Source organism: Azospirillum terrae, from assembly GCF_053470425.1.
The window spans coordinates 129678-156175 of sequence record NZ_JBPXMR010000011.1; the positions used below are offsets into that span (position 1 = coordinate 129678).

26 protein-coding genes and 1 pseudogene are annotated in these 26498 nt (G+C 69.0%); 17 read left to right on the plus strand and 10 right to left on the minus strand.

Features of this window, described 5'->3' with window-relative positions; all coding sequences use genetic code 11:
• Positions 1-33: 33 nt before the first annotated feature.
• Positions 34-1059, plus strand: a complete 1026-nt coding sequence (locus ACSVDD_RS23230) for a penicillin-binding protein activator (protein WP_448191779.1) — start codon at positions 34-36, stop codon at positions 1057-1059.
• A gap of 28 nt (positions 1060-1087) precedes the next feature.
• Positions 1088-1966 (plus strand): DMT family transporter, encoded by an 879-nt coding sequence (locus ACSVDD_RS23235; protein ID WP_448191780.1) that lies wholly within the window; start codon positions 1088-1090, stop codon positions 1964-1966.
• 15 nt (positions 1967-1981) lie between these two features.
• Here the strand turns inward: ACSVDD_RS23235 and ACSVDD_RS23240 are convergent, their stop codons facing one another.
• Positions 1982-2167 (minus strand): hypothetical protein, encoded by a 186-nt coding sequence (locus tag ACSVDD_RS23240; RefSeq protein ID WP_448191781.1) that lies wholly within the window; start codon positions 2165-2167, stop codon positions 1982-1984.
• Positions 2168-2420: 253 nt separating this feature from the next.
• Between ACSVDD_RS23240 and ACSVDD_RS23245 the strand changes: the two genes are divergently transcribed.
• Both ACSVDD_RS23245 and ACSVDD_RS23250 read left to right on the plus strand, forming a co-directional pair.
• Positions 2421-3590 (plus strand): zinc-dependent alcohol dehydrogenase, encoded by a 1170-nt coding sequence (locus ACSVDD_RS23245; protein WP_448191782.1) that lies wholly within the window; start codon positions 2421-2423, stop codon positions 3588-3590.
• A gap of 11 nt (positions 3591-3601) precedes the next feature.
• Positions 3602-4111, plus strand: a complete 510-nt coding sequence (locus ACSVDD_RS23250; protein ID WP_448191783.1) for a cyclase dehydrase — start codon at positions 3602-3604, stop codon at positions 4109-4111.
• Positions 4112-4117: 6 nt separating this feature from the next.
• Here ACSVDD_RS23250 and hemW read toward each other — a convergent pair whose 3' ends face one another.
• The 3 genes from hemW to rph all read right to left on the minus strand — a co-directional run bounded on the left by hemW (position 4118) and on the right by rph (position 6745).
• Positions 4118-5284 (minus strand): radical SAM family heme chaperone HemW, encoded by a 1167-nt coding sequence (hemW, locus tag ACSVDD_RS23255; RefSeq protein WP_448191784.1) that lies wholly within the window; start codon positions 5282-5284, stop codon positions 4118-4120.
• Positions 5272-5871: an RdgB/HAM1 family non-canonical purine NTP pyrophosphatase gene (gene rdgB / locus ACSVDD_RS23260; RefSeq protein WP_448191785.1), complete on the minus strand. Its 600-nt coding sequence runs from the start codon at positions 5869-5871 to the stop codon at positions 5272-5274. Before rdgB ends, hemW begins: the two co-directional genes overlap by 13 nt.
• Before the next feature lie 154 nt (positions 5872-6025).
• Positions 6026-6745, minus strand: a complete 720-nt coding sequence (gene rph / locus ACSVDD_RS23265; protein WP_448191786.1) for a ribonuclease PH — start codon at positions 6743-6745, stop codon at positions 6026-6028.
• Positions 6746-6896: 151 nt separating this feature from the next.
• Between rph and hrcA the strand changes: the two genes are divergently transcribed.
• The 4 genes and pseudogenes from hrcA to ACSVDD_RS23285 all read left to right on the plus strand — a co-directional run bounded on the left by hrcA (position 6897) and on the right by ACSVDD_RS23285 (position 10271).
• Positions 6897-7931 carry a heat-inducible transcriptional repressor HrcA gene (gene hrcA / locus ACSVDD_RS23270; RefSeq protein ID WP_448191787.1) on the plus strand — a complete coding sequence of 345 codons (1035 nt, stop codon included), beginning with the start codon at positions 6897-6899 and terminating at the stop codon, positions 7929-7931.
• Between the two features lie 13 nt (positions 7932-7944).
• Positions 7945-8562, plus strand: a pseudogene (grpE, locus tag ACSVDD_RS23275) (nucleotide exchange factor GrpE); the annotation flags it as partial.
• A gap of 150 nt (positions 8563-8712) precedes the next feature.
• Positions 8713-9078 (plus strand): response regulator, encoded by a 366-nt coding sequence (locus ACSVDD_RS23280; protein ID WP_448191788.1) that lies wholly within the window; start codon positions 8713-8715, stop codon positions 9076-9078.
• Positions 9079-9107: 29 nt separating this feature from the next.
• Positions 9108-10271: a glycosyltransferase gene (locus ACSVDD_RS23285; RefSeq protein WP_448191789.1), complete on the plus strand. Its 1164-nt coding sequence runs from the start codon at positions 9108-9110 to the stop codon at positions 10269-10271.
• On the opposite strand, the gene ACSVDD_RS23290 is transcribed toward ACSVDD_RS23285, so the two are convergent.
• Positions 10249-11142: a DUF1848 domain-containing protein gene (locus ACSVDD_RS23290; protein WP_448191790.1), complete on the minus strand. Its 894-nt coding sequence runs from the start codon at positions 11140-11142 to the stop codon at positions 10249-10251. The two genes, ACSVDD_RS23285 and ACSVDD_RS23290, sit on opposite strands and share 23 nt — an antisense overlap.
• Positions 11143-11234: 92 nt before the next feature.
• On the opposite strand from ACSVDD_RS23290, the gene ACSVDD_RS23295 reads away from it, so the two are divergent.
• Positions 11235-11732, plus strand: coding sequence for a hypothetical protein (locus ACSVDD_RS23295; protein ID WP_448191791.1), 498 nt, complete (start codon positions 11235-11237; stop codon positions 11730-11732).
• Between the two features lie 52 nt (positions 11733-11784).
• Here the strand turns inward: ACSVDD_RS23295 and ACSVDD_RS23300 are convergent, their stop codons facing one another.
• A complete protein-coding gene (locus ACSVDD_RS23300) occupies positions 11785-11988 on the minus strand; it encodes a hypothetical protein (RefSeq protein ID WP_448191792.1) in 204 nt (67 codons plus the stop codon).
• A 553-nt stretch (positions 11989-12541) separates the two neighbouring features.
• Between ACSVDD_RS23300 and dnaK the strand changes: the two genes are divergently transcribed.
• The 4 genes from dnaK (at position 12542) to ACSVDD_RS23320 (ending at position 17665) form a co-directional block, all read left to right on the plus strand.
• On the plus strand, positions 12542-14458 hold the full coding sequence (dnaK, locus tag ACSVDD_RS23305; RefSeq protein WP_448191793.1) for a molecular chaperone DnaK: 1917 nt from the start codon (positions 12542-12544) through the stop codon (positions 14456-14458).
• Between the two features lie 106 nt (positions 14459-14564).
• Entirely contained in the window at positions 14565-15719 is a 1155-nt protein-coding gene (gene dnaJ / locus ACSVDD_RS23310; RefSeq protein WP_448191794.1) for a molecular chaperone DnaJ, read from the plus strand.
• 108 nt (positions 15720-15827) lie between these two features.
• Entirely contained in the window at positions 15828-16277 is a 450-nt protein-coding gene (locus tag ACSVDD_RS23315) for a hypothetical protein (protein ID WP_448191795.1), read from the plus strand.
• A 260-nt stretch (positions 16278-16537) separates the two neighbouring features.
• Positions 16538-17665 (plus strand): GGDEF domain-containing protein, encoded by a 1128-nt coding sequence (locus tag ACSVDD_RS23320; protein ID WP_448191796.1) that lies wholly within the window; start codon positions 16538-16540, stop codon positions 17663-17665.
• A gap of 24 nt (positions 17666-17689) precedes the next feature.
• On the opposite strand, the gene ACSVDD_RS23325 is transcribed toward ACSVDD_RS23320, so the two are convergent.
• Entirely contained in the window at positions 17690-17854 is a 165-nt protein-coding gene (locus ACSVDD_RS23325) for a hypothetical protein (RefSeq protein ID WP_448191797.1), read from the minus strand.
• A 158-nt stretch (positions 17855-18012) separates the two neighbouring features.
• Here ACSVDD_RS23325 and ACSVDD_RS23330 point away from each other — a divergent pair, with 158 nt between their 5' ends.
• Entirely contained in the window at positions 18013-19236 is a 1224-nt protein-coding gene (locus tag ACSVDD_RS23330) for an ABC transporter substrate-binding protein (RefSeq protein ID WP_448191798.1), read from the plus strand.
• Positions 19237-19322: 86 nt separating this feature from the next.
• On the opposite strand, the gene ACSVDD_RS23335 is transcribed toward ACSVDD_RS23330, so the two are convergent.
• The 3 genes from ACSVDD_RS23335 to ACSVDD_RS23345 all read right to left on the minus strand — a co-directional run bounded on the left by ACSVDD_RS23335 (position 19323) and on the right by ACSVDD_RS23345 (position 23428).
• On the minus strand, positions 19323-20045 hold the full coding sequence (locus tag ACSVDD_RS23335) for a Bax inhibitor-1/YccA family protein (protein ID WP_448191799.1): 723 nt from the start codon (positions 20043-20045) through the stop codon (positions 19323-19325).
• 136 nt (positions 20046-20181) lie between these two features.
• Positions 20182-22695, minus strand: a complete 2514-nt coding sequence (locus ACSVDD_RS23340) for an ABC transporter permease (RefSeq protein WP_448191800.1) — start codon at positions 22693-22695, stop codon at positions 20182-20184.
• 1 nt (position 22696) lies between these two features.
• Positions 22697-23428: an ABC transporter ATP-binding protein gene (locus ACSVDD_RS23345; protein ID WP_448191801.1), complete on the minus strand. Its 732-nt coding sequence runs from the start codon at positions 23426-23428 to the stop codon at positions 22697-22699.
• Positions 23429-23486: 58 nt separating this feature from the next.
• Here ACSVDD_RS23345 and ACSVDD_RS23350 point away from each other — a divergent pair, with 58 nt between their 5' ends.
• From ACSVDD_RS23350 to ACSVDD_RS23360, 3 genes are read left to right on the plus strand one after another with little or no spacing between them, the layout of a single operon-like run.
• On the plus strand, positions 23487-24134 hold the full coding sequence (locus ACSVDD_RS23350) for an arylesterase (protein WP_448191802.1): 648 nt from the start codon (positions 23487-23489) through the stop codon (positions 24132-24134).
• A gap of 3 nt (positions 24135-24137) precedes the next feature.
• Entirely contained in the window at positions 24138-25295 is a 1158-nt protein-coding gene (locus ACSVDD_RS23355; protein ID WP_448191803.1) for an FIST signal transduction protein, read from the plus strand.
• Between the two features lie 11 nt (positions 25296-25306).
• Positions 25307-26350: an aldo/keto reductase gene (locus ACSVDD_RS23360; protein WP_448191804.1), complete on the plus strand. Its 1044-nt coding sequence runs from the start codon at positions 25307-25309 to the stop codon at positions 26348-26350.
• Positions 26351-26498 lie beyond the last annotated feature (148 nt).

Genomic DNA, 26498 nt, shown 5'->3' on the forward strand with positions numbered 1-26498 from the left:
TCCCCATCCGCCATTCAGCCTATGGGACCGGTGGTGCAGAAGGTGGCCTTGCTGCTGCCGCTGACCGGCCAGAACGCCGAAATCGGCCAGTCCATGCTGGACGCCGCCCAGCTGGCGCTGTTCGATGTGGCCGGCGAGCAGTTCCAGCTGCTGCCCCGCGACACCAAGGGCACCCCCCGCGGCGCCGCCGACGCGGCGCGGCAGGCCATTTCGGACGGTGCGCGGCTGATCCTCGGCCCGCTGTTCGCGCAGGAGGTCCAGGCGGTCAAGCCCGTCGCCAGCGGTGCGGGGGTGGAGGTGCTGGCCTTCTCCAACGACGCGACGCTGGCCGGCAACGGCACTTACATCCTGGGCTTCACGCCCACCGACCATGTCGGGCGGGTCACCGGCTTCGCCCGCTCGCGCGGGGTGACGCGATTCGTGGCGCTGGCGCCGCGCAGCCCCTATGGCAACGCGGTGCTCAACGCGTTGCAAACCTCGACGCAGCGATTCGGCGGGCAGGTGGCGCAGGTGGAGCGCTATGACCCGGCGTTGAGCGACCCCGCCGTCCCCGCCCGGCAGGTGGCGCAGGCCCCCGTCGCCCCGCAGGCGGTGCTGCTGGCGGAAACCGGCGAGCGGGTGAAGACGCTATCCTCGGCCTTGCTGGCCAACGGCGTGGACCCCGGCCGGGTCAAGCTGCTGGGTGCCGGCGTGTGGGACGAGCCGGGCCTGGGACGCGAGCCGGCGATGGTCGGCGGCTGGTACGCCGCCCCGTCGCCCGAGCAGCGCGCCGACTTCGAAGCGCGGTTCGAGGCGCTGTACGGCAAGAAGCCGCCGCGCGTCGCCACGCTGGCCTACGACGCCACGGCGCTGGCGGGTGCCCTGGCGCGCCTGGGCGGCCCGGCGCCGTTCGACACCGCCAACCTGACCAACCCGAACGGCTTCGCCGGTGTGGACGGGCTGTTCCGCCTGCGCCAGAACGGCGTGGCGGAGCGCGGTCTGGCCGTGCTGGAGGTGACCCCCGAGGGTTCGCGCGTCCTCGACCCGGCGCCGCAGAGCTGGGAAGTTCTGGGACAGTAACGCAAATCTCTCCGCACTGGATCTTACCTTGTCCCGTCCACTCGCCAATCTGGCGCTTCTCTTCACGGCGGCCATCTGGGGCGGCGCCTTTGTCGTCCAGAAGTTGGGGGGCGCGCACCTCGGACCGATGACCTTCACCGGCGTGCGCTTCCTGGTCGGTGCCCTGGTGGTGCTGCCGTTCGCGGTGCGGGCGTGGCGCAGCGCGCGGATCGACGGGCGTGACCGGTTGGTCATGCTGGCGGTCGGCTGCGCGCTGTTCGCGGGGTCGGTGCTTCAGCAGATCGGCGTCAACCACACGACCGCGACCAACGCCGGCTTTCTGACGACGCTCTACGTGCCGCTGGTGCCGCTGCTGGTCTTCGCCGTGGCGCGCACCACGCCGCATCCGGTGCTGTGGCCGGCGGCGGCGGGCTGCGTCGCCGGCACCTGGATGCTGAGCGGCGGCGGCACGCTGGATTTTGCGCCCGGCGATCTGTGGGTCCTCGCCTCGGCGGTGTTCTGGGCGGTCCAGGTCAGTCTGGTCGGTGCGGTGTCCGCACGCACCGGGGCGCCGACGCTGGTGGCCTTCGTGCAGTTCCTGATCTGCGGCGTGCTCAGCACCGCATGGGGCGTGGCGAGCGAGCCGGCCACCCTGGCCAACCTGTCCAACGCCGGCTGGGCCATCTTCTACACCGGCGTGTTGTCGTCGGGCGTGGCGTTCACCATCCAAGCGGTGGGGCAACGCTACACCGCCGCAGCGGACGCCGCGGTGATCCTCAGTTCCGAGGCGGTGTTCGCGGCGCTCGCCGGTGCGGTGGTACTCGGCGAGCAGCTTTCGGCGCAGCAGATGCTGGGCTGCGCGGTTATCCTGGCCTGCATCCTCGCGGTGGAACTCCTGCCGGCGTGGCTGGCGCCGCGGCCGGCGTAAAAGCCGCCGGCGGAATCAGTCGTTCCACGGATAGCCGCTGTCCACCTCGGCGAGGATGGCGGTCTCGCGGCGGGCGTCGCTGTGGTCGTGCAGCGGCAGCATGGGCGAGGGCGCGTGGTAGCGCACCTCGTGGCCCCGCTTGGGCGTCATGGCGCTGATCGTCGCGGCGTCGGGAACATGAAAGGGCAACGGACGGGGCATCTCGGATCTCCATCGGGAGAGGGGTGTCTGGTGGACGAACACTGCCACAGCGCCGCCTATTCCCGCTGTGAGACGGCCCACAGGAACACTCAACGGTCGCGCAGCCATTCTTCGAAGCTGCCGGACGGCGAGGGGGCCTCGGCCGACTGCGCCAGCGTCCGCGGGAACCCATTGCCGCGCGAAATGTCATCGCATCGAGGGGAACGGAGGGGCAGCGTGTGCGTGCCTGCCCGGCAACGATGGGAAACCAGCCATGAAAGCGCTGTGTTGGCACGGCAAAGGCGATATCCGCTACGACACCGTCCCCGACCCGACGATCGAGCACCCGCGCGACGCCATCATCAAGGTGACGAGTTGCGCCATCTGCGGTTCGGACCTGCACCTCTACGACGGGTTCATGCCGGGCATGGTGTCCGGCGACGTGGTCGGCCACGAGTTCATGGGCGAAGTGGTCGAGGTCGGCACCGACAACAAGGCGCTGAAGGCCGGCGACCGCGTGGTGGTGCCCTTCACCATCTTCTGCGGCGAGTGCGAGCAGTGCCGGCGCGGCAACTACTCGGTCTGCGAGCGCTCCAACCGCAACAAGGACATGGCGGACAAGCTGTTCGGCCACACCACCGCCGGGCTGTTCGGCTACACGCACCTGACCGGCGGCTATGCGGGGGGGCAAGCGGAGTACGTGCGCGTCCCCTTCGCCGACCGGACGCACGTGAAGATCCCCGATGGACTGAGCGACGAGCAGGTGCTGTTCCTCGGCGACATCTTCCCGACCGGCTGGCAGGCGGCGGCGCAGTGCGACATCCAGCCGACCGACACCGTGGCGATCTGGGGCTGCGGCCCGGTCGGCCAGATGACCATCCGCAGCGCCATCCTGCTGGGGGCGAAACAGGTCATCGCCATCGACTGCGTGCCCGAGCGCCTCAGCATGGCCAAGGCCGGCGGCGCCATCACCATCAACTTCGAGGACGAGAGCGTCATCGAGCGCCTCAGCGAACTGACCGGCGGCAAGGGGCCGGAGAAGTGCATCGACGCCGTGGGCATGGAGGCGCACACCACCGCCACGGTGGACGCCATGATGGACCGCGCCAAGCAGGCGGTGATGCTGGAAACCGACCGGCCGCACGTGCTGCGCGAGATGATCTACGTCTGCCGGCCGGCGGGCACGCTGTCGATCCCCGGCGTCTATGGCGGGCTGCTCGACAAGATCCCGTTCGGCGCCGCCATGAACAAGGGCCTGACCTGGCGCATGGGGCAGACGCACGTGAACCGCTGGACCGACGATCTGCTGAAGCGGATTCAGGAGGGTCAGATCGACCCGTCCTTCGTCATCACCCACACCGTCGGCCTCGATAAGGGGCCGGAGATGTACGACACCTTCCGCGAGAAGCGGGACGGCTGCGTCAAGGTGGTGCTCAAGCCTTAGGAGGTTACGCGATGGCGTACTATCACAACTCGACGGCGGACACGCTGGCGCGTGGCCTGGGGTGGTTCAGCATTGGATTGGGCCTGACCGAAGTGGTGGCCGGCCGCCGCCTCGGCCGCTGGCTGGGCATGGAGGAGCATGCCGGGCTGATCCGCGGCTATGGCGTGCGGGAGATCGGCGCCGGCATCGGCTTGCTGGCGGTGGGCGATCCGAAACCGTGGATGTGGGGCCGCGTCGTCGGGGACGCGCTCGACCTCGGCACGCTGGCGGTCGGGCTCGGCCGCGACAACCCGCGGCGCGACAACGTCGGCATCGCCATGGCGGCGGTGGCCGGCGTGACGGCGCTGGACATCGCCTGCGCCCAGATGCTGCGCGGCGAGGGCGAGCCGCAGGGGCCGCCGCGGAATTACAGCGACCGCGTCGGCTTGGCCCGCTCGCCCGCGGAGATGCGGGGTGCCGCCCGCAACGCGCCGATCGGCGAGGACATGCGCACGCCGAAGATGCTGCAACCGCTGGAGTAGGGGCTTTTACGCCAGCAGGCTGGACAGCACCGCGTTGAGGCGCTGGCGGCCCTCGGCGGTGGCGCGCAGGGCGGTGGCGTCCACCTCCAGGAAGCCGCCGTCCACCAAGCGTTTCAACGCGTGCGAGTCCACGAGAGCGTCCAGGTCGCGGCCGGTTTCCTCGACCAGACGGGCGCGGGCGACGCCTTCGGTCAGGCGCAGGCCCATCATCAGCAGCTCGGTGGCGCGGGAGTCGGCGTCGACGGCCTCCGGCGTGTGGCCGCCGTGGCCGTGGCGCTCGACGCGCTCCAGCCAGATTTCCGGCGCGCGGTGGGCGCGGGTGGCGTGCTTCGTGCCGTCCAGCGTCAGCCGGCCGTGCGCGCCGGGGCCGATGCCGACATAGTCGCCGTAGCGCCAGTAGGTGAGGTTGTGCCGGCTCTCCTCGCCGGGGCGGGCGTGGTTGGAGATCTCGTAGGCCGGCAGGCCGGCGGCGCCCAGCAGATCCTGCGTCGCCTCATAGAGGTCGCCGGCCAGTTCCTCGTCGGGGATCTGGAATTCGCCGCGCCGGTGGGCGGGGTGGAAGGCGGTGCCCTCCTCGATGGTCAGTTGGTAGACCGAGATGTGGCCGACCGCGAAATCCAGCGCGCGGGTCAGCTCGGCCTGCCACGCCGCGACGGTCTGCTCGGGCCGCGCGTAGATCAGATCGAAAGAGAAACGATCGAACGTTCGCGCCGCCAGGTCTATGGCGCCCAGCGCCTCGGCGGCGTTGTGCTGACGGCCGAGGAAGCGCAGGGACGCGTCGTCCAGCGCCTGGATGCCCAGCGACACCCGGTTCACCCCGGCGGCGCGGAACGCCTGGAAGCGGCTGGCCTCCACCGAGGTGGGGTTGGCCTCCAGCGTGATTTCCAGGCTGTTGGCGACGCGCCAGCGCTGCTGGATGCGGTCGATCAGCGCCGCCGTGGTGTCCGGGTCCATCAGCGAGGGCGTGCCGCCGCCGAAGAACACCGACGTGACGGTGCGGCCAGCCGTTGCGTCTGCGTAATGATCGAGTTCATGCAACAGCGCATCGCGCCAGCGCGGCTGGTCGATGCGCTCGCGGACGTGGCTGTTGAAATCGCAGTACGGGCACTTCGACTTGCAGAAGGGCCAGTGGATGTAGATCCCGAAGCCGGGATCGGGGACTATCTGAAGCATCGCTCCACAAGCTGGCGGAAGGCGTCGGCCCGGTGGCTCATCTCGTGCTTCTTGGCCGGGTCCATCTCACCGAAGGTAATGCCGTAGCCATTGGGAATGAAGATCGGGTCGTAGCCGAACCCCTTTTCCCCACGCGCCGGCCACACCAGCGTGCCGTGGCAGCGCCCCTCAACCGTCTCCACATGCCCGTCCGGCCACGCCAGCGACAGCGCGCAGACGAAATAGGCGGAGCGGTCGGATTTGCCCGCCAGCCCGTCCTCAACCTTTTGCATGGCGACGCGGAAGTCCTTGGTCGGGCCGGCCCAGCGCGCCGAGTAGATCCCCGGATCGCCGCCCAGCGCCGGCACCACCAGCCCGCTGTCGTCGGCCAGCGCGATGTGCCCGGCCTTGGCGGCGGCCAGAGCCTTCAGTTCCGCATTCGCAACGAACGTGCTGCCGGTTTCTTCCGGCTCGGGCAGGCCGAGGTCGATGCTGGACGCGAAATTCTTGGCGTAGGGCCGCAGCAGGTCGGCGATCTCCCGCACCTTGCCGGGATTGTGCGTGGCGATGACCAGCGTGTCGCCGGTGAAGTGGCGGGGGGTGGTCATGGTGAGGCGTTCCTTCTCAGTCCCCTCTCCCCCCTGGGGAGAGGGTTAGGGTGAGGGGGATGCGCGTGTGCCGGACGTACCGAAACGGCGGGACCCCCTCACCCCTACCCTCTCCCCAGAGGGGAGAGGGGAAAAGAGGTGGCCCGCAAAAGCCTCAGGCGATGCCCAGCGCCGCCTTCTGCAAGGCGGCCAGTTCGGCGATGCCCTTCTGGGCCAGGGTCAGCAGGTCCATGAACTGGGCCTGTTCGAAGGGCTTCTCCTCGGCGGTGCCCTGGATCTCGACGATGCCGCCGCGGCCCGTGAGCACGAAGTTCGAATCCGCCTGCGCGTTGGAATCCTCGGCGTAGTCCAGGTCGAGCACCGGCGTGCCCTTGTAGATGCCGCAGGACACCGCGGCGACCTGATCGGTCAGCGGCATCTTCTTCAAGGCACCGATGCTCATCAGGTGCTGGAACGCCAGATGCAGCGCCACGTAGCTGCCGGTGATCGCCGCGGTGCGGGTGCCGCCGTCGGCCTGGAGCACGTCGCAGTCCACCTTGATCTGCACCTCCGGCATGAGAGCGCGGTCGGTGACGGCGCGCAGCGCGCGGCCGATCAGGCGTTGGATCTCCTGCGTGCGGCCGGATTGCTTGCCCTTCGCCGCCTCGCGGTCGGTGCGCGAATGCGTCGAGCGCGGCAGCATGCCGTACTCGGCCGTCACCCAGCCCAGCCCGGTGCCCTTGAGGAAGCGCGGCACGCTGTCGTCGACGCTGGCGGTGCACAGCACGTGGGTGTCGCCGAAGCGCACGAGGCACGAACCCTCGGCGTATTTGCTGAAGCCGGGCTCCAGCGAAACGGTGCGCAGCTGGTCGGGGGCGCGGCCGGAGGGGCGCATCGGCAAAGGTCCTATGGTCGTTGAAATGGGGGGCGATCGGGCAGGGAAGCTAGCGCCCCGGCCCCCTTCCGTCCAGAGCCGGCGTTGATTCGCCCGGCCGACCCGCCTAAATTCCAACGCGCACTCCGCGCACGGGATTCGCAACCGCCCCATGATCACCGAGCTGAACCAAAGGTCGCGCGACATCTTCCGGCACATCGTCGACGCCTATGTGGCGACGGGTGAGCCGGTGGGCTCGCGCACGATCTCGCGGCGCCTCGGCATGGCTCTGTCGCCGGCGACCATCCGCAACGTCATGGCCGACCTGGAGGAGCTGGGGCTGCTGTACGCGCCGCACACCTCCGCCGGCCGCATCCCGACCGAGCTGGGGTTGCGCATGTTCGTCAACGGCATTTTGGAGGTGGGCGCGCTGACCGAGGACGAGCGCGAGTCCATCGAGGCCCAGTGCTCCTCCTCGGGCCGTTCGCTGCCCGACGTGATGCGCGAGGCGTCGGCCATGCTGTCGGGCCTGTCGCACTGCGCCGGGCTGGTGCTGGCGCCGAAGACCGACCGGGCGCTGCGGCACATCGAATTCGTCTCGCTGGGGCCGGGCCGGGCGCTGGTGGTGCTGGTCAACGAGGATGGGCTGGTCGAGAACCGCGTCGTCGAGGTGCCCATCGGGCTGCCCGGCTCGACCTTGCAGATGGCGTCCAACTATCTGACCGCCCGGCTGGTCGGCCGCACGCTGGACGAGGCGCGCAAGGAAGTGCTGCGCGAGATCGCCGACCAGCGCTCCGAACTGGACGAGGTATCCACGCGCGTCGTCTCGGCCGGGCTCGCCACCTGGGCGGGCAGCGCGGGGGACGGCCAGCTCATCGTGCGCGGACAGGCCAAGCTGCTGGAGGACGTCACCGCCCTGTCCGACCTGGAGCGCGTGCGCTCACTGTTCGAGGCGCTGGAAACCAAGGAGGCGATGCTGCGCCTGCTGGAAGCCACCGGGCAGGGCGACGGCGTGCAGATCTTCATTGGTGCTGAAAACGTGCTGTTCAATCATTCGGGCTGCTCGCTGATCATTTCGCCGTTCCAGAACAGCCGCGAGCAGGTCATCGGCGCCATCGGCGTCCTCGGTCCAACACGGATCAATTATGCCCGTATCATTCCCCTGGTGGACTACACAGCGAAAGTCGTCAGCCGGCTCATCGGCTGAGGCTTGCGCCCAAGAAAACAACGAGAGAGACATGAGCGACAACAACATCTCCGCTGGCAACACCCCCGCCGACGCCGAACTCGAGACCAACGGCCAGCCGGCCGCCGCAGCCCCCGAGGCCGGCGCGGACGAGCGCGTCGCCAAGCTGGAGGCCGAGGTCGCCAGCCTGAAGGACCAGCTGCTGCGCGCCATGGCCGAGACCGAGAACACCCGCCGCCGCGCCCAGCGCGACCGCGAGGACGCGTCGAAGTTCGCCGTGTCCAGCTTCGCCAAGGATCTGGTCAGCGTCGCCGACAATCTTCGCCGCGCGCTGGACGCCGTGCCGCCCGAGGGCCGCGAGCAGGACGAGATGCTCAAGAGCCTCGCCGTCGGCGTCGAGGCGACCGAGCGCCAGCTGCTGGGCGCCTTCGAGCGCACCGGCATCAAGAAGGTCGATCCCACCGGCGAGCCGTTCGACCCGAACTTCCATCAGGTGATGTTCGAGATCGAGAACACCGGCAAGCCCGCCGGCACGGTGGTCCAGGTGCTCCAGCCCGGCTACACCATCCATGGCCGCCTGCTGCGCGAAGCGATGGTCGGCGTCGCCAAGGCCCCGCCGGAAGCCGCCGGGCACGTCGACACCACGGCCTGAGCGGGGGCCTGACCGGGGGCGTGATTCGGAGCGCCGGGGGCGGCGTAACGCCGCACCGCTCCCGGCCTTGCGCAAACCCTTCGCATTTGTAACGATTCAAGTTTGTGCGGCGACGCACGGGCAAACAGGCCAGAAAGCAGGGACGAGACCGTGGCGAAGACGATCCTGACCGTCGACGATTCCAAGACCATCCGCGACATGGTGACCTTCACCCTGCAAAAGGCCGGCTACGCCGTGCAGGAGGCTGCGGACGGTTCCGCCGGTGCGGCGCTGGTGGCGAAGCAGAAGTTCGACTGCATCATCACCGACCTGAACATGCCGGGCATGGACGGTCTGGCGCTGACCAAGGCGGTGCGCGCCAGCGCCACCAACCGCGCCACGCCGGTGCTGCTGCTGACCACCGAGGCCGACCCCGCCAAGAAGACCGCCGGCCGCGAAGCCGGCGCCACCGGCTGGCTGGTCAAGCCCTTCAACCCGGAAAAGCTGATCGAGACGGTCAAGAAGGTCTGCCCGTAAGGGGCTTTGACCTCATGTAAGGAGCCACCGTGTCGGCGCCATTCCTCGACCGTGCGGCGTCCCTGGTGCATCTTGGGCAGCTCGACGACGCCGAGGCGGTCTGCGTCGGGGCCACCCTGACGGACCCGGCCGACCCACAGGGCTGGATGGCGCTGGCCGAGGTTCGCGGCCTGAAGAACGATGCCGCCGGAACCGTGACCGCCCTGCGCGGGGCCTGCCGGGCGGCGCCGGCCGACCCGGACGTCCTGACGGCCTGCGGCGGCACCGCGCTGGGGATGGGGCGCACGCTGGACGGCGTGCGCTGGCTGCGTGCGGCGCTTCGCCGGAATTCCACCCACCTCCCGGCCATGCGGGATCTCGCCACCATCGTCCGCATCCTCGCGGAACGGCCACAGCCTGTGCGCCCGCCGTTGGCGCCGCCCGGTGGCGACACAATGGTCTCCGCCATCATTTGCAGCCCGGACGGGGAGCGCTCGGCCCGTGCCGTCGCCCATTGGCACACGCTGCTGGCCGGCCGCCCCGGTGAGGTGATCGCCATCGTCGGTCCATCCTCGCTGTCCGCCGGCTACACCGAAGGGCTGGCGCGGGCCAGGGGGGAGGTCGTGGTGCTCTCGCACGACGACGTGACGCTGCCGGCCGACGCGGTGCACCGCATGGTCGCCCACCTGCGCACGGTGGACGTGCTGGGGCTGGCCGGCACGACGCGGCTCAGCGGGCCGGGGTGGGTGTCGTCGGGCTGGCCGTACCTGCGCGGGCAGGTCGTGCACGTTCTGCCGGACGGGGCGGGGTGCTCGGTATCCGTGTACCACCCGCATCACGGGCTGATGGGCGGTGTCCAGGCGCTGGACGGCCTGCTGATCGCGGCGCGGCGCGAGGTCGCCGCGGCGGTGGGCTTCGACGCGCGGACTTTCGATGGATTCCACCTCTATGACGTGGACTTCAGCTTCCGCGCTCATCTCGGTGGCTACCGGGTGGCGGTCGCGGGGGACATTCCGGTGCTGCACGCCTCGACGGGCAGCTTCGACGCGGCGTGGGCCGAGGCCGCCGACGCCTTCGCCGCCAAGTTCGCCGGCCGGCTGGCAGCACCGATCGCGCGCACCGACACCTACCTTCAGGTGGACTTTGGCGAACCGGCCCCAGCCTTGCGGTTCTGCCGGGCGCTGGCGCGGCTCAGCCCCGCGCCGCCGGGCTGAACAGGAACTCACCCTCCGGGTCGTGCGCCTGGAAGCGGGTGCGCGCGGTGGTGCGGCTCGACACCGCGTAGCAGTAGACGCAGCCGTGCGGGCAGGTGTCGTAGGCGCCGATGTCGCGGCTCTCGGCGCACAGGCAGCCGGGGCGGTTGCCCTTCTGCTTCGCCATGACGGCGGCGCCGGCCACGTCCGACAGCCGGGCGGCATCGACGCAGCGCGCCGCCGTCACGCCGGGCACGTCCGTCAGGTCCGGCTGCGTGCAGATGGTGAGCGCCATGCCGTGCCCGGCCGCGATCCTCAGGAGGTCGGCGAGCAGGGTGCGCTTCTCCTCCGCGTCCGGGTCGTGCCAGGAGAACGCCGCCGCCCGCGCCGCCACGTCGAGGTTGCGGGCGGTCTTGCGGTAGGGCTGCATGAAGGAGGTGGTGACCTCGTCCGTCACGCCGCGCAGCGCGCCGGCCAAGCGGGCGAAGGTTTCCCGGTGCCAAGCCGGCGGCGTCAGCGTCGTGACGACGATGGGGTCGTAGCGCCACACCACCGCCCGCGGCCCCCAGCGGTCGCGGACGGCGCGCATTTGGGCGGCGGCGTCCTCCCAGGCGATGACCGAGCGCTCCAGCGCGCGGGGATAGGCGGTGACGGTGACCTGCGCGACGAACGGGGTGCGGCGGGCGTCCACCACATCCAGCGCGTCCCGGAAGGGGGCGAGATTCCGGGTCCAGAACACGAAGCCATCCACCGCCGCGGGCGTCAGGTCCACCCGCCCCGGCGGTCCGCCGTAGGGGTTGACGACGCGGGCGTACCCCGCCGCGAGGCGGTTGAGGAACCAGCGGCCGTAGAAGGCCGGAATGTCGGTGCGATAGCTGGCGGAAACGATCATCGGACTTTCATGGGACGCCGCTTGCCGCCGATCAAGGCTGGACCGGCGGCCCGAACGCCTTATGGTCACGGCAGCCGAGCGCGGAGGAACGGATGAACGAGGACTGGAAAGCGGTGGAGTGGGCCGGGACGGTGCGCTTCCGTGTGCCCATGGACTGGACGGTGTCGTCCGAAGACCGCGAGGGGATCGAGGTGGTGGCCTTCCATCCCCCAACCTCAAATCCGGGGGATTCCGGCGGTGGCGCCCTGCGCGTGCTGGCCGACGAGCGCACCCCGCGCCCCGGCGAAGCGGCGGAGGCGGTGCTGCACGAGATGGTGGTGCGCTTCGTGCGGCCGGACGACGGGCGGGTCAGCGACCGCAGCGTGGAAGACCGCGAGGACGGCGTGCGCCTCGCCCAGGCCGCCATGGTGACCGACGAGGACGGCCGGGAGGAGAGCCACTACCTCTGGCTGCTCGGCCATGTGCGGGACGGGCGGGTGCGGGTGGCGATGTTCAGCTACACGATGCCGGCGCTGTTCGACGGGCAGGAGCCGCACGTCTCGAACCTCGCCGGGCTCGACGCCGCAATCCGCGCGGCGGAGCTTTTGTAAGGATGCCCTGCGCCGGGGACGGGAACCGCCCCCGGAAAACCAGCGCTCCCTATCAGCAGTGGCCGACGCCGCCGGCCATCAACGCCTTCATGTGCATGGCCTTGGGATCGGCGGCCGTCGCGGCATCCTCGGCAGCCATGGCGGCCAGCCCGATGAAGCGCGCCAGATCGTCGAGATCCACGCGCGCGGCGTCGTCCTTCAGGCTGTCGAGGCAGGATTTGATGGCAAGCGCCACGCCACGCCGATCTTCGAACATCAGGTCACCCTTCAACCGGTTGTCTGCCGAGATATTATTCGCGGGCAGCAACGTTCTTACCGCAAGACCGTGCACCGCGTTACCGCAGCATATAACATAAATGCGCAGCTATCTCACTATTAGAATCTTGAGACATGCAGTAGTGGACGGGCGGTGACAATTGGTCGCGCATGCCACAGACAATCTTTTATTGTTAACGGAAGGTTAACTATCGGGGTTTGTCCAGGATTGCTTAGTTGCAGCACTATCATCATACTTCGCGCATCGGTAAGACTTGTCCCGTTTGGCTCCGCATACAAAACATATCACTGTATGCAGCCATGTTCTCATGTTCCGAGAGGCAGCGACGGCCGGCCGGCGCCCCCGTTCGCCCGATTGTGTCAACTTCGCGCACCGACGATGGCTTGAGGACGTTGCACGCCGTGACGCACCTGCCTATATCTCCGGCGACAGTCGCGTTCACCCCGACCGTTCCAACCGAACCGAATGGGGATCACGGCGGTGCCGGTTCACTGGGCCGCCGCCGATCTGCCGGAAAACAGAGGTTTTAGACATGAGCAAAGTGATTGGCATCGACCTCGGCACCACCAATTCGTGCGTGGCCGTGATGGAAGGCTCCAGCGCCAAGGTGATCGAGAACGCCGAGGGCGCGCGCACCACCCCGTCCATGGTGGCCTTCGCGCAGAACGGCGAGCGTCTGGTCGGCCAGCCGGCCAAGCGTCAGGCGGTGACCAACCCCGAGAACACCCTTTTCGCCATCAAGCGTCTGATCGGCCGCCGCTACGACGATCCGCTGACCGAGAAGGACAAGGGTCTCGTGCCCTACAGGATCACCGCGGGCGACAACGGCGACGCCTGGGTGGAGTCGTTCGGCAAGAAGTACAGCCCCAGCCAGATCAGCGCCTTCATCCTCGGCAAGATGAAGGAGACGGCGGAGAATTATCTGGGCGAGAAGGTGACCCAGGCGGTCATCACCGTCCCCGCCTACTTCAACGACGCCCAGCGCCAGGCCACCAAGGACGCCGGCAAGATCGCCGGCCTGGAAGTGCTGCGCATCATCAACGAGCCGACCGCGGCCGCACTCGCCTACGGCCTGGAGAAGAAGGGCGCCGGCACCATCGCCGTGTACGACCTGGGCGGCGGCACCTTCGACATCTCCGTGCTGGAGATCGGCGACGGCGTGTTCGAGGTGAAGTCGACCAACGGCGACACGTTCCTCGGCGGTGAGGATTTCGACGCCCGCATCATCGACTACCTCGCCGACGAGTTCAAAAAGGAACAGGGCATCGACCTGCGCAAGGACAAGCTGGCCTTGCAGCGCCTGAAGGAAGCGGCGGAGAAGGCGAAGATCGAGCTGTCCTCGACGACGCAGACCGAAGTCAACCTGCCCTTCATCACCGCCGACCAGTCCGGGCCGAAGCACCTCAACGTCAAGATGACGCGCTCGAAGCTGGAAGCCCTGGTCGACGACCTCGTCCAGCGCACCATCGAGCCCTGCAAGGCGGCCCTCAAGGACGCCGGGCTGAAGGCCAGCGAGATCGACGAAGTCATCCTCGTCGGCGGCATGACCCGCATGCCGAAGGTCTTCGACGCGGTGAAGCAGTTCTTCGGCCGTGAGCCGCACCGCGGCGTCAACCCGGACGAGGTGGTCGCCATCGGCGCCGCCATCCAGGGCGGCGTGCTGAAGGGCGAGGTGAAGGACGTCCTGTTGCTCGACGTGACCCCGCTGTCGCTGGGCATCGAGACGCTGGGCGGCGTGTTCACCCGTCTGATCGACCGCAACACCACGGTGCCGACCAAGAAGTCCCAGGTCTTCTCGACCGCCGAGGACAACCAGACGGCCGTGACCATCCGCGTCTTCCAGGGCGAGCGCGAGCTGGCCGCGGACAACAAGATGCTGGGCCAGTTCGACCTTGTCGGCATTCCGCCGGCCCCGCGCGGCGTGCCGCAGGTCGAGGTGACCTTCGACATCGACGCCAACGGCATCGTCTCGGTGATGGCCAAGGACAAGGCGACCGGCAAGGAGCAGCAGATCCGCATCCAGGCCTCGGGCGGCCTGTCGGACGCCGACATCCAGAAGATGGTGAAGGACGCCGAAGCCCACGCCGGCGAGGACAAGAAGCGGCGCGAGCTGATCGACGCCCGCAACCAGGCGGACGGCCTGATCCACACCACCGAGCGTTCCATCAAGGAGGGCGAGGGCAAGGTCCCGGCCGCCGAGAAGGAAGCCGCGGAGCGCGCCATCACCGAGCTGAAGGCGGTGCTGGACAGCGAGGATCTGGCCGCCATCAAGGCGAAGACCGACGCGCTGGCCCAGGCCTCCATGAAGATCGGCGAGGCCATGTACAAGGCCAGCGCCGGTGGTGACGCCGGGGCGGCGGGCGCTGCCGGCGCCGGTCATCAGGCGGACTCGGGCGTCGTCGACGCCGACTTCGAGGAAGTCGACGACGACAAGAAGAAGTCGGCGTAAGTCACGTCCGGTCTGACCGGACCCGTGTTATACCATCCGGCCCGCTGCCCATCAGGGAGCGGGCCGGAACGGTATGTCGGGTAGAACGCGAGGCGCTCGGGGCTCTATGGCGAAACAGGATTATTACGAACTGCTCGGTGTGGCGAAGACCGCCAGCGCGGACGAGCTTAAGAAAGCCTACCGCAAGCTGGCGATGCAGCACCACCCGGACCGCAATCCCGGGAACGACGACGCCGAGCACAAGTTCAAGGAAATCAACGAAGCCTACGACGTCCTGAAGGACGAGCAGAAGCGCGCCGCCTACGACCGCTTCGGCCATCAGGCGTTCGAGAACGGCGGCCGCGGTGCGCCGGGCGGCGGCTTCGGCGGCGGCGGCTTCGATTTTGGCGGCGGCGGCTTCGCGGACATCTTCGACGAGATGTTCGGCGAGTTCATGGGCGGCGGCCGTCGTCAGGGCGGCGGCTCCGGCCGCGGCCAGGACCTGCGCTACAATCTGGAGATCGGCCTGGAGGAAGCCTTCAAGGGCTCGCAGGCGACGGTGCGGGTGCCGACCTCGGTGGCGTGCGAGAGCTGCAACGGCTCGGGCGCAGCGGCCGGAACGCAGCCGGTCTCCTGCCCGACCTGCGCCGGCCACGGCAAGGTGCGCGCGCAACAGGGCTTCTTCACCATCGAACGCACCTGCCCGGCCTGCCACGGCCAGGGCCGCATCATCAAGGACGCCTGCAAGAGCTGCGGCGGCGCCGGCCGCCAGCGCAAGGAGAAGACCCTCCAGGTCAACATCCCCGCGGGCGTCGAGGACGGCACGCGCATCCGTCTGGCCGGCGAGGGCGAGGCGGGCTTGCGCGGCGCGCCGCCGGGCGACCTGTACATCTTCCTGGCGATCGCTCCGCACCCGCTGTTCCAGCGGGATGGCGCGAACATCCATTGCCGGGTGCCGATCCCCATGGTGACGGCGGCGCTGGGCGGCACGGTGGAGGTTCCCTCCATCGACGGCACCAAGGCCAAGATCACGGTGCCGCCGGGCACCCAGTCCGGCCACCAGTTCCGCCTGAAGAGCAAGGGCATGTCGGTGCTGCGCAGCCCGCACCGCGGCGACATGTACATCCAGGCGATGGTCGAGACGCCGATGAACCTCAACAAGCGCCAGCAGGAACTGCTGCGCGAGTTCGAGAAGGCCGGCGGCAAGGAAGGCGGCACCAACCCGCAGTCCGAAGGCTTCTTCGCCAAGGTGAAGGAGCTATGGGAGGACTTGAAGGAGTAGCGGGCGCGAATCGTGGGCGGTATCACAAGGCGCCATCGTTGTCCCTGGACAGCGGCCCGGCTCCTCGCGTAGGGGCTGAAGGGCAGCAACCCTCCGGGAGTTGGGACGATGGCCTATCCGCCGAGCGGGATGTGGACGCAGATCGCCAGCGACTACCGGAACGGTGCGCTGGCGACCGACCTCGCGCGGAAGTTCGGCTGCTCCGTCCGCGAAATTCAGGAGATCGTCAGCATCGAAAGCGGACGGCGCGAGCGCCCCGTGCTGCCGGATCTGTCGCACCTGCTGTCCGAGATGCACCCGCCGATGCCGCCGATCTTCCAATGGCCGGGCATCATCGGCGACGTCGCGGGGCGGATGGCGCCGGACGCCGTCGCCGCGAAGCACGGCATCAGTCTGGCGACGCTGGCCGCCGTCGTCGAGGCGCAGCGCTGGAGCGACCGGCTGGCGCAGGACGAGGAGCGCCGGCGCGCCATCGAGACCATGGAACGGCGCAAGCAAAAGACCTCCGCCCCACCGGCGATCACCCTCGCCTACCGCAAGCCGGAATCGGCGGAGTAGTCCAAGAGGCGCAACGTGCGTCGGCCAATCAGCCGGTGGCATTGCGTCGCAGGCGGTCCTACCACTTGCGGCTTGACGGGCGCCAAGTCCGGCGCGAATTTTAACCAAACCGCACGCTCTGCCGATGGCCGGGCGGTTTACGTCCGTGTGCGCGGACGGCCAACGATTTCACAGCGAAGTAAGTTGCCGTAAGGAGGGATCGCGTGTATCCAGGGGCCTTGAATCTCCTCAGGCGATTCGCGGAGAGGGCGTTCCAGGCCGTGAGCGGTGATCTGTCCATCGAACAGCTGCGCGACCTGACGCATCCCGGCGGTCACACGCCGATCATTCAGCGTCGCAGGGCTGTCCTTATCCATTCGCGCGTGCGGATGGTGGCGGCGGCGTTCGCCGTGTTGACCCCGCTGTGGATCGGCATCGACGTCTTCATCTTCGAATGGCCGCTGTCCGGCTGGCTGGCCCTGCTGCGCATCGTCGCCAGCTCGGCCTTCGGCGCGCTGGCGCTGGGTTACCGGGTCAGCGACGACATGGGCTCGGCGTGGCGCGGGTTGGCGCTGCTGCTGTCGGTGCCCACCGTGTTCTTCCTGCTGTCGCACCCCATGCTGAACGAACGCGAGATCGTCGGCGTCGCCGGGGCGGTGGCGGCGGGGTACGCGTTCCTGCCCTTCGTCATGGTCGCGGGGCTCAGCGTCTTTCCGCTGACCGTCGCCGAGGGGGTCCTGTTTTCCCTGCCGCTGCTGCTGGCGCATCTGGCGGCGGGGGTGTACGGGTCGCTGGTCTTCCCGTTCCCCAGCTATGTCGGCGCGTTGTGGCTGCTGGTGCTGATCACCGTGGTGGCGACGCTGGCGGCCATGAGCCAGCTGCACTTCATGATGGCGCTGGTCGATCAGGCCTCGCACGACAGCATGACCGGCGCCTTCGGCCGGCGCATCGGCGAGGAGCTGCTGCGCCTCCAGTTCGCGCACGCCCAGCGCAGCGACCATCCGCTGGCGCTGGTCTTCGTCGACCTGGACGATTTCAAGAAGGTCAACGACCGCTACGGCCACGACGAAGGCGACCGGGTGCTGCGCAACGCGGCCAGCGCCATCCGCGACATGCTGCGGCAAAGCGACGCTCTGGTGCGCTGGGGCGGCGAGGAGTTTCTGCTGCTGATGCCCAACACCGGGCGCGAGGGCGCGCGGGCCGCGGCCGAGCGGCTGCGCCAGATCGGCCTGGGCACCCGGCCGGACGGCACCCCGCAGACCGCCAGCATCGGCATCGCCGAGTACATGGCCGACCGCCCCGAGGACTGGGAGCGGCTGGTGGATCTCGCCGACCACCGCATGTACATGGCCAAGCAGGCCGGCAAGGACCGCATCGTCGCCGTCGAGATGGCCGACGCGGCGCTGTAGCGCGCCGCGTCACCCCCTTCCGCTCTACTGATACCCGCCCTTCTCCGCGCGCTCCCTGGCGGCGTCCTCCTGCGCCTTGGACGTCTCGTCGTCGAGTTTCTTCCCCCCGCCCTGCTCCGGCTTCTTGCCGGCAGCCTGATCTTTGCCGGCTTCGGTCTTGCGGGTGCCGTCCTGGCGTTGGCCGTTCATGCTCTGCTCCATGGTGGGACACACGGATCAAGAACAAGGCCGCACCCCCGACATCACGCGGAAGACAAGCGTGTTGCGCCCTGTCCGGCAATTCCCTAGGCTTAGCTTTGGTTGCTGAATGTCTTGATTCGTACAATACAAAAACAGGGAGCAAATGCATGAAGAAGGGCGTTCTTTCCGCCGTGCTGATGGCCGGTCTTTCCGCGGTCGCCCTGGCCTCGCACGCCCACGCGGCGACGCTGAGCAACAACGGCGTGAAGATCGGCGTGCTGACCGATCTTTCCGGCACCTACTCCGCCATCGCCGGCCAGGGCTCGGTCGTCGCCGCGCAGATGGCCGTCGAGGATTTCGGCGGCAAGATCGACGGCAAGCCCATCGAGGTGCTCTCCGCCGACCACCAGAACAAGCCGGACATCGCCTCGGCCGTCGCCCGCAAGTGGATCGACACCGACGGCGTCGACGTGCTCGTCGATCTGGTGACGTCGTCCGTGGGACTGGCCGTCCAGCAGCTCGCCGCCGAGCGCGGCGTTCCCACCATCAACACCGGCGCCGGCACCACGGCGCTGACCGGCGCCAACTGCACCGCCACCGGCATCCACTGGGCCTACGACAATTACGCGCTGGCCAAGGGCACCGGGACGGCCACCGTCAAGAACGGCGGTGACACGTGGTATTTCCTGACCGCCGACTACGCCTTCGGCCGTGACCTGGAGGCCACCACCTCGCAGTTTGTCAAGGCCGGCGGCGGCAAGGTGCTGGGCAGCGTCCGCCACCCGTTCCCGAGCAGCGACTTCTCGTCCTTCCTGCTCCAGGCGCAGGGCTCGGGCGCCAAGGTGATCGGGCTGGCGAACGCCGGCGCCGACACCACGAACGCCATCAAGCAGGCCAAGGAATTCGGCATCACCCAGGCCGGGCAATCGCTGGCGGGGCTGCTGATCTTCATTTCGGACGTGCACGCGCTGGGCCTGGAGACGGCGCAGGGCCTGTCGCTGACGACCGGCTATTACTGGGACATGGACGACGAGAGCCGCGCCTTCGCCAAGCGCTTCGCCGAGCGCAACGGCGGCGCCAAGCCGACCATGGTGCAGGCCGGCACCTACTCGGCCGTGCTGCACTATCTGAAGGCGGTCCAGGCCGCGGCGACGGATGAGGGCAAGACCGTGGTCGCCAAGATGCGGGAACTGCCCATCAAGGACTTCTTCGCCCGCAACGGCCGGCTGCGCGAGGACAACCGCATGGTCCACGACATGTATCTGGTGCAGGTGAAGAAGCCGGCCGAGAGCAAGGGGCCGTGGGACTACTACACCATCAAGACGGTCATCCCGGCGGAAGAGGCCTACCGCCCGCTCGCCGAGTCGGAATGCCCGCTGGTGAAGAAGTAAGCGCACGAAAAAGCCTGGAGCCGAGGGTTCGGCTCCAGGCTTTTCATCGCATCGGAAGGGGGCGGCTTGAGGCCGCCCCTTTTCCTTTAGTTGTCCCGCTGGCCCAGGAAGGAAAGCATGAACTGGAACAGGTTGATGAAGTCGAGGTACAGCGTCAGCGCGCCCATGAGCGCCAGCTTGCCGCTGCTCTCACGGTCGTAGCCCTCCGCATACTCTTCCTTGATGCGCTGCGTGTCGTAGGCGGTGAGGCCCGTGAAGATCAGCACGCCGAGCACCGAGATGGCGAACTGCAAGGCGCTGGAGGCCAGGAAGATGTTGACCAGACCGGCGATCAGGATGCCGATCAGGCCCATGATCATGAAGTGGCCCATGCTGGTCAGGTCACGCTTCGTGGTGTAGCCCCACAGGCTCATCGACAGGAAGGTCGCCGCCGTCACGAAGAAGGTCAGCGCGATCGACGAGCCGGTGAACACCAGGAAGATCGACGCCATCGACAGGCCCATGGCCGCGCAGTAGCCCCAGAAGACGCCCTGGGCGGCCGCGTAGGACAGCCGGTTGATGCCGAACGACAGCACCATCACGAAGGCCAGCGGGGCCAGCATAACCACCCACTTCAGCGGGGTCATGAAGATCGCCTGGAGCATGGCCGGGCTGGACGCCACGAACATTGCCACCAGTCCGGTCAGGACGAGGCCCGCACCCATGTAGTTGTAGACGCGCAGCATGTGCTGGCGCAGGCCTTCGTCGAAGTAGCCCCGATCGAACGCCCGGCCCGCGGTGTCGTAGCGCTGGAAAATCGGGTCAGCCATTGTCGTTCCTCTGAGAGATGGTTGGTCTCAACGCCGTACCATATTGTGAAGTCCGTGGCGCCGTTCAAGGTGAATCGAGAGTAGCCGGCGCTTTGTGAAACACACGTCACGCACACGAAAGGAAAACCGTCGCGGCTCACTCGTTCCGCAGCAGCGGTGCGGCCGGCTGTCCCAGCGCCCGCCACGTGCCCAGGAAGCCGAACACCAGCGTAATCGCCGTGCACAGCGCCGCCGTCCACAGCACGGCGGACGGCAGGAACGCCCAATCCCAATGCATCAGCCGCGTCAAAATCGCCCAGGCGGTGACCGTGCCGATGGCCCCTGAGATCACCGCGGTGACCAGACCCAGAAGGCCATATTCCATAAGGAAGGCCCCGAGGATGTCCCGGCGGGTGGCGCCCAGCACCTTCAGCACCACCGAATCGTAGACCCGCCGCCGGTGTCCGGCCGCCACCGCGCCCGCCAGCACCAGCGTGCCGGCCACCAGCGTGATCGCCGCGGTCAGCCGCACCGCCATGCCGATGTGACCCAGCATGCCGGACACCGTCTCCAGCGCGTCCTTGATGCGCACCGTGGTGATGTTGGGAAAACGCTTGAGCACCGCGCGCTGCACCTCCGGCTCGGCCGCGGGCGGGGCGCGGACCGTGGCGATCCAGGTCTGCGGCGCCTGCTCCAGCACGCCCGGCGACAGCACCAGCGTGAAGTTGATGGCCATGGTGGAGAAGTCCGCGGCGCGCACGTTCGCCACCTTCGCCTCGATGACGCGGCCGAGAATGGCGAGGCCGATGCGGTCGCCGACGCCGATGCCGAACGCCTCCGCCACGTCCTTGTGGATGGAGAGCAGCGGCGGCCCGCGGTAGTCCTCCGCCCACCAGGAGCCGGCGACGATCTGGCCGTTGCGCGGCGGCGCCGCGGAATAGGTGATGCCGCGCTCGTTGCGGACGATCCACGCCTTCTCCGGGTCCTTCAGCGCCTTGTCCGCCTCGACGCCGTTCACCGTGGCGAGCCGGCCGCGCAGGCTCGGCACCGCCTCGAACCCGCTGGCGCCGGGGGTGGACAGCACGGTCTGCTTGAACGCGTCGAACTGGTCGGGCTGCACGTCGACGAAGAAGAAGCTCGGCGCGTCCTTGGGCAGCACCTCGTTGATGCGGCGGGCGAAATTGCCCTCGATCAGCGCGATGGCGACCAGCACCGTCAGCCCCAGCCCCAGCGACAGCACGACGCTGGCCGTCGGGTTGCCGGGCCGGTGCAGGTTGGCGAGCGCCAGCCGCAGGCCCGGTTGCTTCGGCCGCCCGGCGCGCGCCGCGCCGCGGGTGACCAGCCACGCCGCCCCACGGAACGCCAGCAGCGTCGCGACGGCGCCGCCGACGAACCAGATGGCGAAGCGCTTGTCGGCCGCCGTGAGGATCGCCAGCGCCGCCAGCGCGGTTGCCGACGCCGCCAGCGCCGCGATATAGACCGCCCGCGGCCGGCCGCCGGACGGCGACACCACGTCGCGGAACAGCGCCCCCGCTGGCACCTCGCGCGCCCGGCCGAGCGGCCACAGCGAGAAGGTCAGCGCGGTCAGCAGCCCGAACAGAGCGGCGATCGCCAGCGCGCCGGGGTACACGCCGAAATGCGCGCTGACCGGCAGCACGCCCTCCAGCAGCCGCCCGAGCAGCAGCGGCGCCACGCCGCCGAGCACGAGGCCGAGCGCGATGCCGACACCGGCCAGCACCATGACCTGCACGAGGTAGGTGCGGAACACCAGCGCGCCGGGGGCGCCGACGCACTTCAGCGTGGCGATGGTCGCGGCGCGCGCGTCGAGGTGGGCATGCACGGCGTTGCTCACGCCGACGCCGCCGACCAACAGCGCCGTCAGCCCGACCAGCGTCAGGAACAGCGTCATGCGCTCGATGAAGTTCTCGATCTGCGGCGAGGCGCTGGTGTAGTCGCGCACCCGCCAGGACGCGTCGGGGAAGCGCTTGCCCAGTTCGTCCTTCCACGCCTTGGCGTCGGAGCCGGGCGGCAGGGCGATCTTCTCGGTCCAGTAGACGATGCTGCCCGGTTGCAGCAGGCCGGTGTCGGGCAGGGCGCCGGTCGCCACCATCAGGCGCGGCCCCAGCGCGAAGGCGCCGGAGGAGGCCTTGTCCGGCTCGCGCGCCAGCACGGCGCGCACCTCCAGCTCCGCCTCGCCGAGGCGCAGGCGGTCGCCGGGCTTCAACTCCAGCCGGTCGAGCAAGGTGTCCTCGGCCACCGCGCCCCACACGCCGTCGCGCTTGGCGAGTGCTGATTGCAGGTCGGCGGCGCCGCGCAGATCCACCGCGCCGTACAGGGGGTAGGCGCCGTCCACCGCCTTCAGCTCGACCAGGGTCGAGCGCTGGTCGTCGGTGGAGCGCGCCATGCCGCGCATCTCCGCCGACTCGGAGATTCGGCCGGAGTCCTTGAGGAAGGCCAGGGGATCGCCGGTGGGCGGTGTGTAGATCTGCCGGACGCTGACGTCGCCGCCGAGGATGGCGCGCCCGTCCGACTCCAGCCCGGCGAGGACGCCGCTGGACACCGACTGCACGGCGGCGATGGCGGCAACGCCCAGCGTCAGGCAGGCCAGAAAGATGCGGAACCCTTGCAAGCCGCTGCGCAGCTCGCGGAACGCAAGGCGGATGGGGAGCATCTCACTCTCCTGCCACGCGCAGCTCTTCACGCACCGTGCGCCGATCCTCGGCGATCCGCCCGTCGCGCAGCGTCACCGTGCGGTCGCAACGGGCGGCCAGCGCCGGGTCGTGGGTGATCAGCACCAGCGTCGTGCCGCGCCGCTCGGCCAAGCCGAACAGCAGCTCGACGATGGTGGCGCCGGTATCCAGATCCAGGTTGCCGGTGGGCTCGTCGGCCAGGAGCAGCGACGGCTCGGCGACGAAGGCGCGGGCGATGGCGACGCGCTGCTGCTCGCCGCCGGACAGCTGGCCGGGGTAATGCGTCAGCCGGTGGGCGAGGCCCACCGCCTCCAGCCCGGCGCGGGCGCGCTCGAAGGCGTCCGCCGCACCGGCGAACTCCAGCGGGATCGCCACGTTCTCCAGCGCCGTCATGGTGGGGATGAGGTGGAACGCCTGAAACACGATGCCCACATGATCGCGGCGGAAACGCGCCAGCCGGTCCTCGTCGAGGCCGCCCAGATCGTGCCCGGCCACGGTGATTCGGCCTGAGCTGGGGCGCTCCAGACCGGCCATCACCATCATCATGGTGGACTTGCCGGAGCCCGAGGGACCGACCACGCCGACTCTTTCGCCGCACCCGACCGAGAGTTCCAGCCCGCGCAGGATGTTGACGGGTCCGGCGGCGCTGTCCAATCTCAGGTGGACGTCCTGGAGCTGGACGATCGGAGACGCCGCGGAATCGAGTCGGGACATTGCGATGGGTCTCTTCAACGTACGGGCCAATGGACACACAGGACTTCCGCCATATGGCGTGGCACACCGCCTTTTCAACGCCGCGCTGGCGGCGCTGCTCGCGCTCGGGGTGTGGTCGATGAGCGCGGCGGCGAGCGCCGCACCGCTGCGACTCGTGGCGCTGGGCGACAGCCTGACCGCCGGCTACGGCCTGCCGCCGGAGCAGGGCTTCACCGCCGTACTGGAAAAGGCGCTGAAGGCCAAGGGGTACGACGTGCAGGTGGTGAACGCCGGCGTGTCGGGCGACACCACGGCGGGCGGCCGGGCGCGCCTGGACTGGACGCTTGGCGACAAGCCCGACGCGATGATCGTGGAGCTGGGCGCCAACGACATGCTGCGCGGCATCGATCCGGCGGTGGCGCGCGCCAATCTGGACGCCATCATGAAGGCGGTCACCGCGCGCAAGATCCCCGTACTCCTGGCCGGGATGATGGCGTCGGGCACGTACGGCAAGGCGTACGTCGAGAGTTTCAACGCCATCTACCCGGATCTGGCGAAGACGTACGGGGTGCCGCTCTACCCGTTCTTCCTGAACGGGGTGGCCACCGACGCCAAGCTGAACCAGGGCGACGGCATCCACCCGAACGCCGCCGGCGTCCAGAAGATTGTCGAGGGCATCCTGCCCCACGTGACGCGCCTGCTCGATCAACGGGCGCAGGGAGGCTGAGGCATGGACAGCACCACGACGACGCAATTCCACGCGGCGTCCGCCGCCGGGCCGGACTGGGGGCAGACCGTCAAGGCCTGTCTGGACCGGCTGGGCGAGGTGCGCGGCTGCAACCTGGGCTTCCTGTACGTCTCCGACCAGTTGGCCGATCAGGCGTCGAGCATCCTCAATCTGCTGCGCGGGGTGACGGGGATTCGCGACTGGGTCGGCACCGTGGGCCTGGGCGTGCTGGGTGGCGGTGAGGAGCTGTTCGACCAGCCGGCCATCGCCGTGATGACCGCGCGCCTGCCGCCCGAGTCGTTCCGCGTCTTCCCGGTGGTGAGCGGCGATCTGGAGCCGATGCGCCGCGCGGCCGGCGGCTGGCTGGATCGGCACGGGGCGCTGCTGGGGCTGGTGCACGGCGACCCGCGCAACGCCGAACTGGCCGATCTGGTGACGCGGCTGGGCGAGGCGACGGGCGCTTTTCTGGTGGGCGGGCTGGCGTCGTCGCGCAGCGAATACCCGCAGTTCAGCGTGCCGGCCTCCAGCGCCACCATGCTCGACGGGCCGGTGGCCGATGGGGGCGTGTCGGGGGTGCTGTTCGGCAATGGGCTGGAAGTGGCGACCGGGCTGACGCAGGGTTGCTCGCCCATCGGTCCGATGCGCACCATCACCGCCGCCGAGGAGAACCTGATCATCGAGATCGACGGCCGCTCGGCGCTGGAGGTGTTCAAGGAGGACATCGGCGAGCTGCTGGCGCGCGACCTCAACCGCGTGGCGGGGTACATCTTCGCCGGGTTGCCCATCGCCGGGTCGGACACGGCGGATTATCTGGTGCGCGACATCATCGCCATCGACCCGCGCATGGGCTGGCTTGCGGTGGCCGAGCGGGTCGAGCCCGGCCGGCGCATCCTGTTCACCCGCCGCGACCGGCAGGCGGCCGAAGCGGACATGACGCGCATGCTGACCAAGCTGAAGCGGCGCCTGTCCGGGCCGCCCAAGGGTGGCGTGTACGTCAGCTGCGTGGCGCGCGGCCCCAGCCTGTTCGGCGACGGCAGCCAGGAAGTCGCCATGATCCGCAAGGCGCTGGGCGACGTGCCGCTGGTCGGCTTCTTCGCCAACGGCGAAATCTCCAACGCCCGGCTGTACGGCTATACGGGCGTGCTCACCCTGTTTCTTTAAGGAATTTCCACATGCAATACCGCCCGCTGGGCCGCACCGGCCTCGAGGTGAGCGCCATCGGCCTCGGCACCATGACCTGGGGCCGCCAGAACACCGAAGCCGAGGGGCACGCCCAGATGGATCTGGCGTTCGACCACGGCGTGAATTTCTGGGACACCGCCGAGATGTACGCGATCCCGCCCATCGCCGAATCCTACGGCCGCACCGAGGAGATCATCGGCACGTGGTTCAAGAGGCACGCCGGGCGTGACCGGATCATCCTCGCCACCAAGGCCATCGGCGCTGCCCACGGCGGCTTTCCGTGGGTCCGCGGCGGCAACGCGAAGCTGGATCGCGCCAATGTGACGGCGGCGGTGGACGCCAGCCTGAAGCGCTTGCAGACCGACGTGATCGACCTCTACCAGCTGCACTGGCCCGACCGCGTCACCAACCGCTTCGGCCAGCGCAGCTACGCCCACAAGCCGCAGCAGGACGGCACGCCGCTGGCCGAGACGCTGGCGGTGCTGGGCGACCTGATCCAGGCCGGCAAGATCCGTCACATCGGGCTGTCCAACGAGTCGCCCTGGGGGGTGATGACCTGCCTGAAGCTGGCCGAGACTCAGGGGCTGCCGCGGATCGCCAGCGTGCAGAACGCCTACAACCTGCTGAACCGCACCTACGAGGACGGGCTGTCGGAGATCGGGCTGCGCGAGGATGTCGGGCTGCTGGCCTACTCGCCGCTGGGGGCGGGGACGCTGAGCGGCAAGTACCTGGGCGGGGTCGTGCCGCCGGGGACGCGGCGCGCCATCGACCACCGCAAGTCGCGCTACGCGACGCCCAACGCCGATGCGGCGACGCAGGCGTATCTGGACGTGGCGCGCCGGCATGGCCTGTCGCCGACGCAGATGGCGATCGCCTTCGTTCTGCGGCAGGACTTCGTGGCGTCGGCGCTGATCGGGGCGACGAACATGGAGGACTTGAAGTCCAACATCGGGGCGCTGGACGTGACGCTGAGCGATGAGGTGATGCAGGAGATCGAGGCGGTGCACGCGAGGCTGCCGGACCCGTGTCCGTGACGCATCACTCTTTCCATCGCCTTCTACCGTCATGGCCGGGCTTGACCCACGGCTGTCCGGTTAAGTTTTGTGGACGAGGCGCAGGGCATTGATTCTACTCGTGTCCAGACGTTGGCGCGTCTCCCGGACACGAAAACGGAGTCAACAC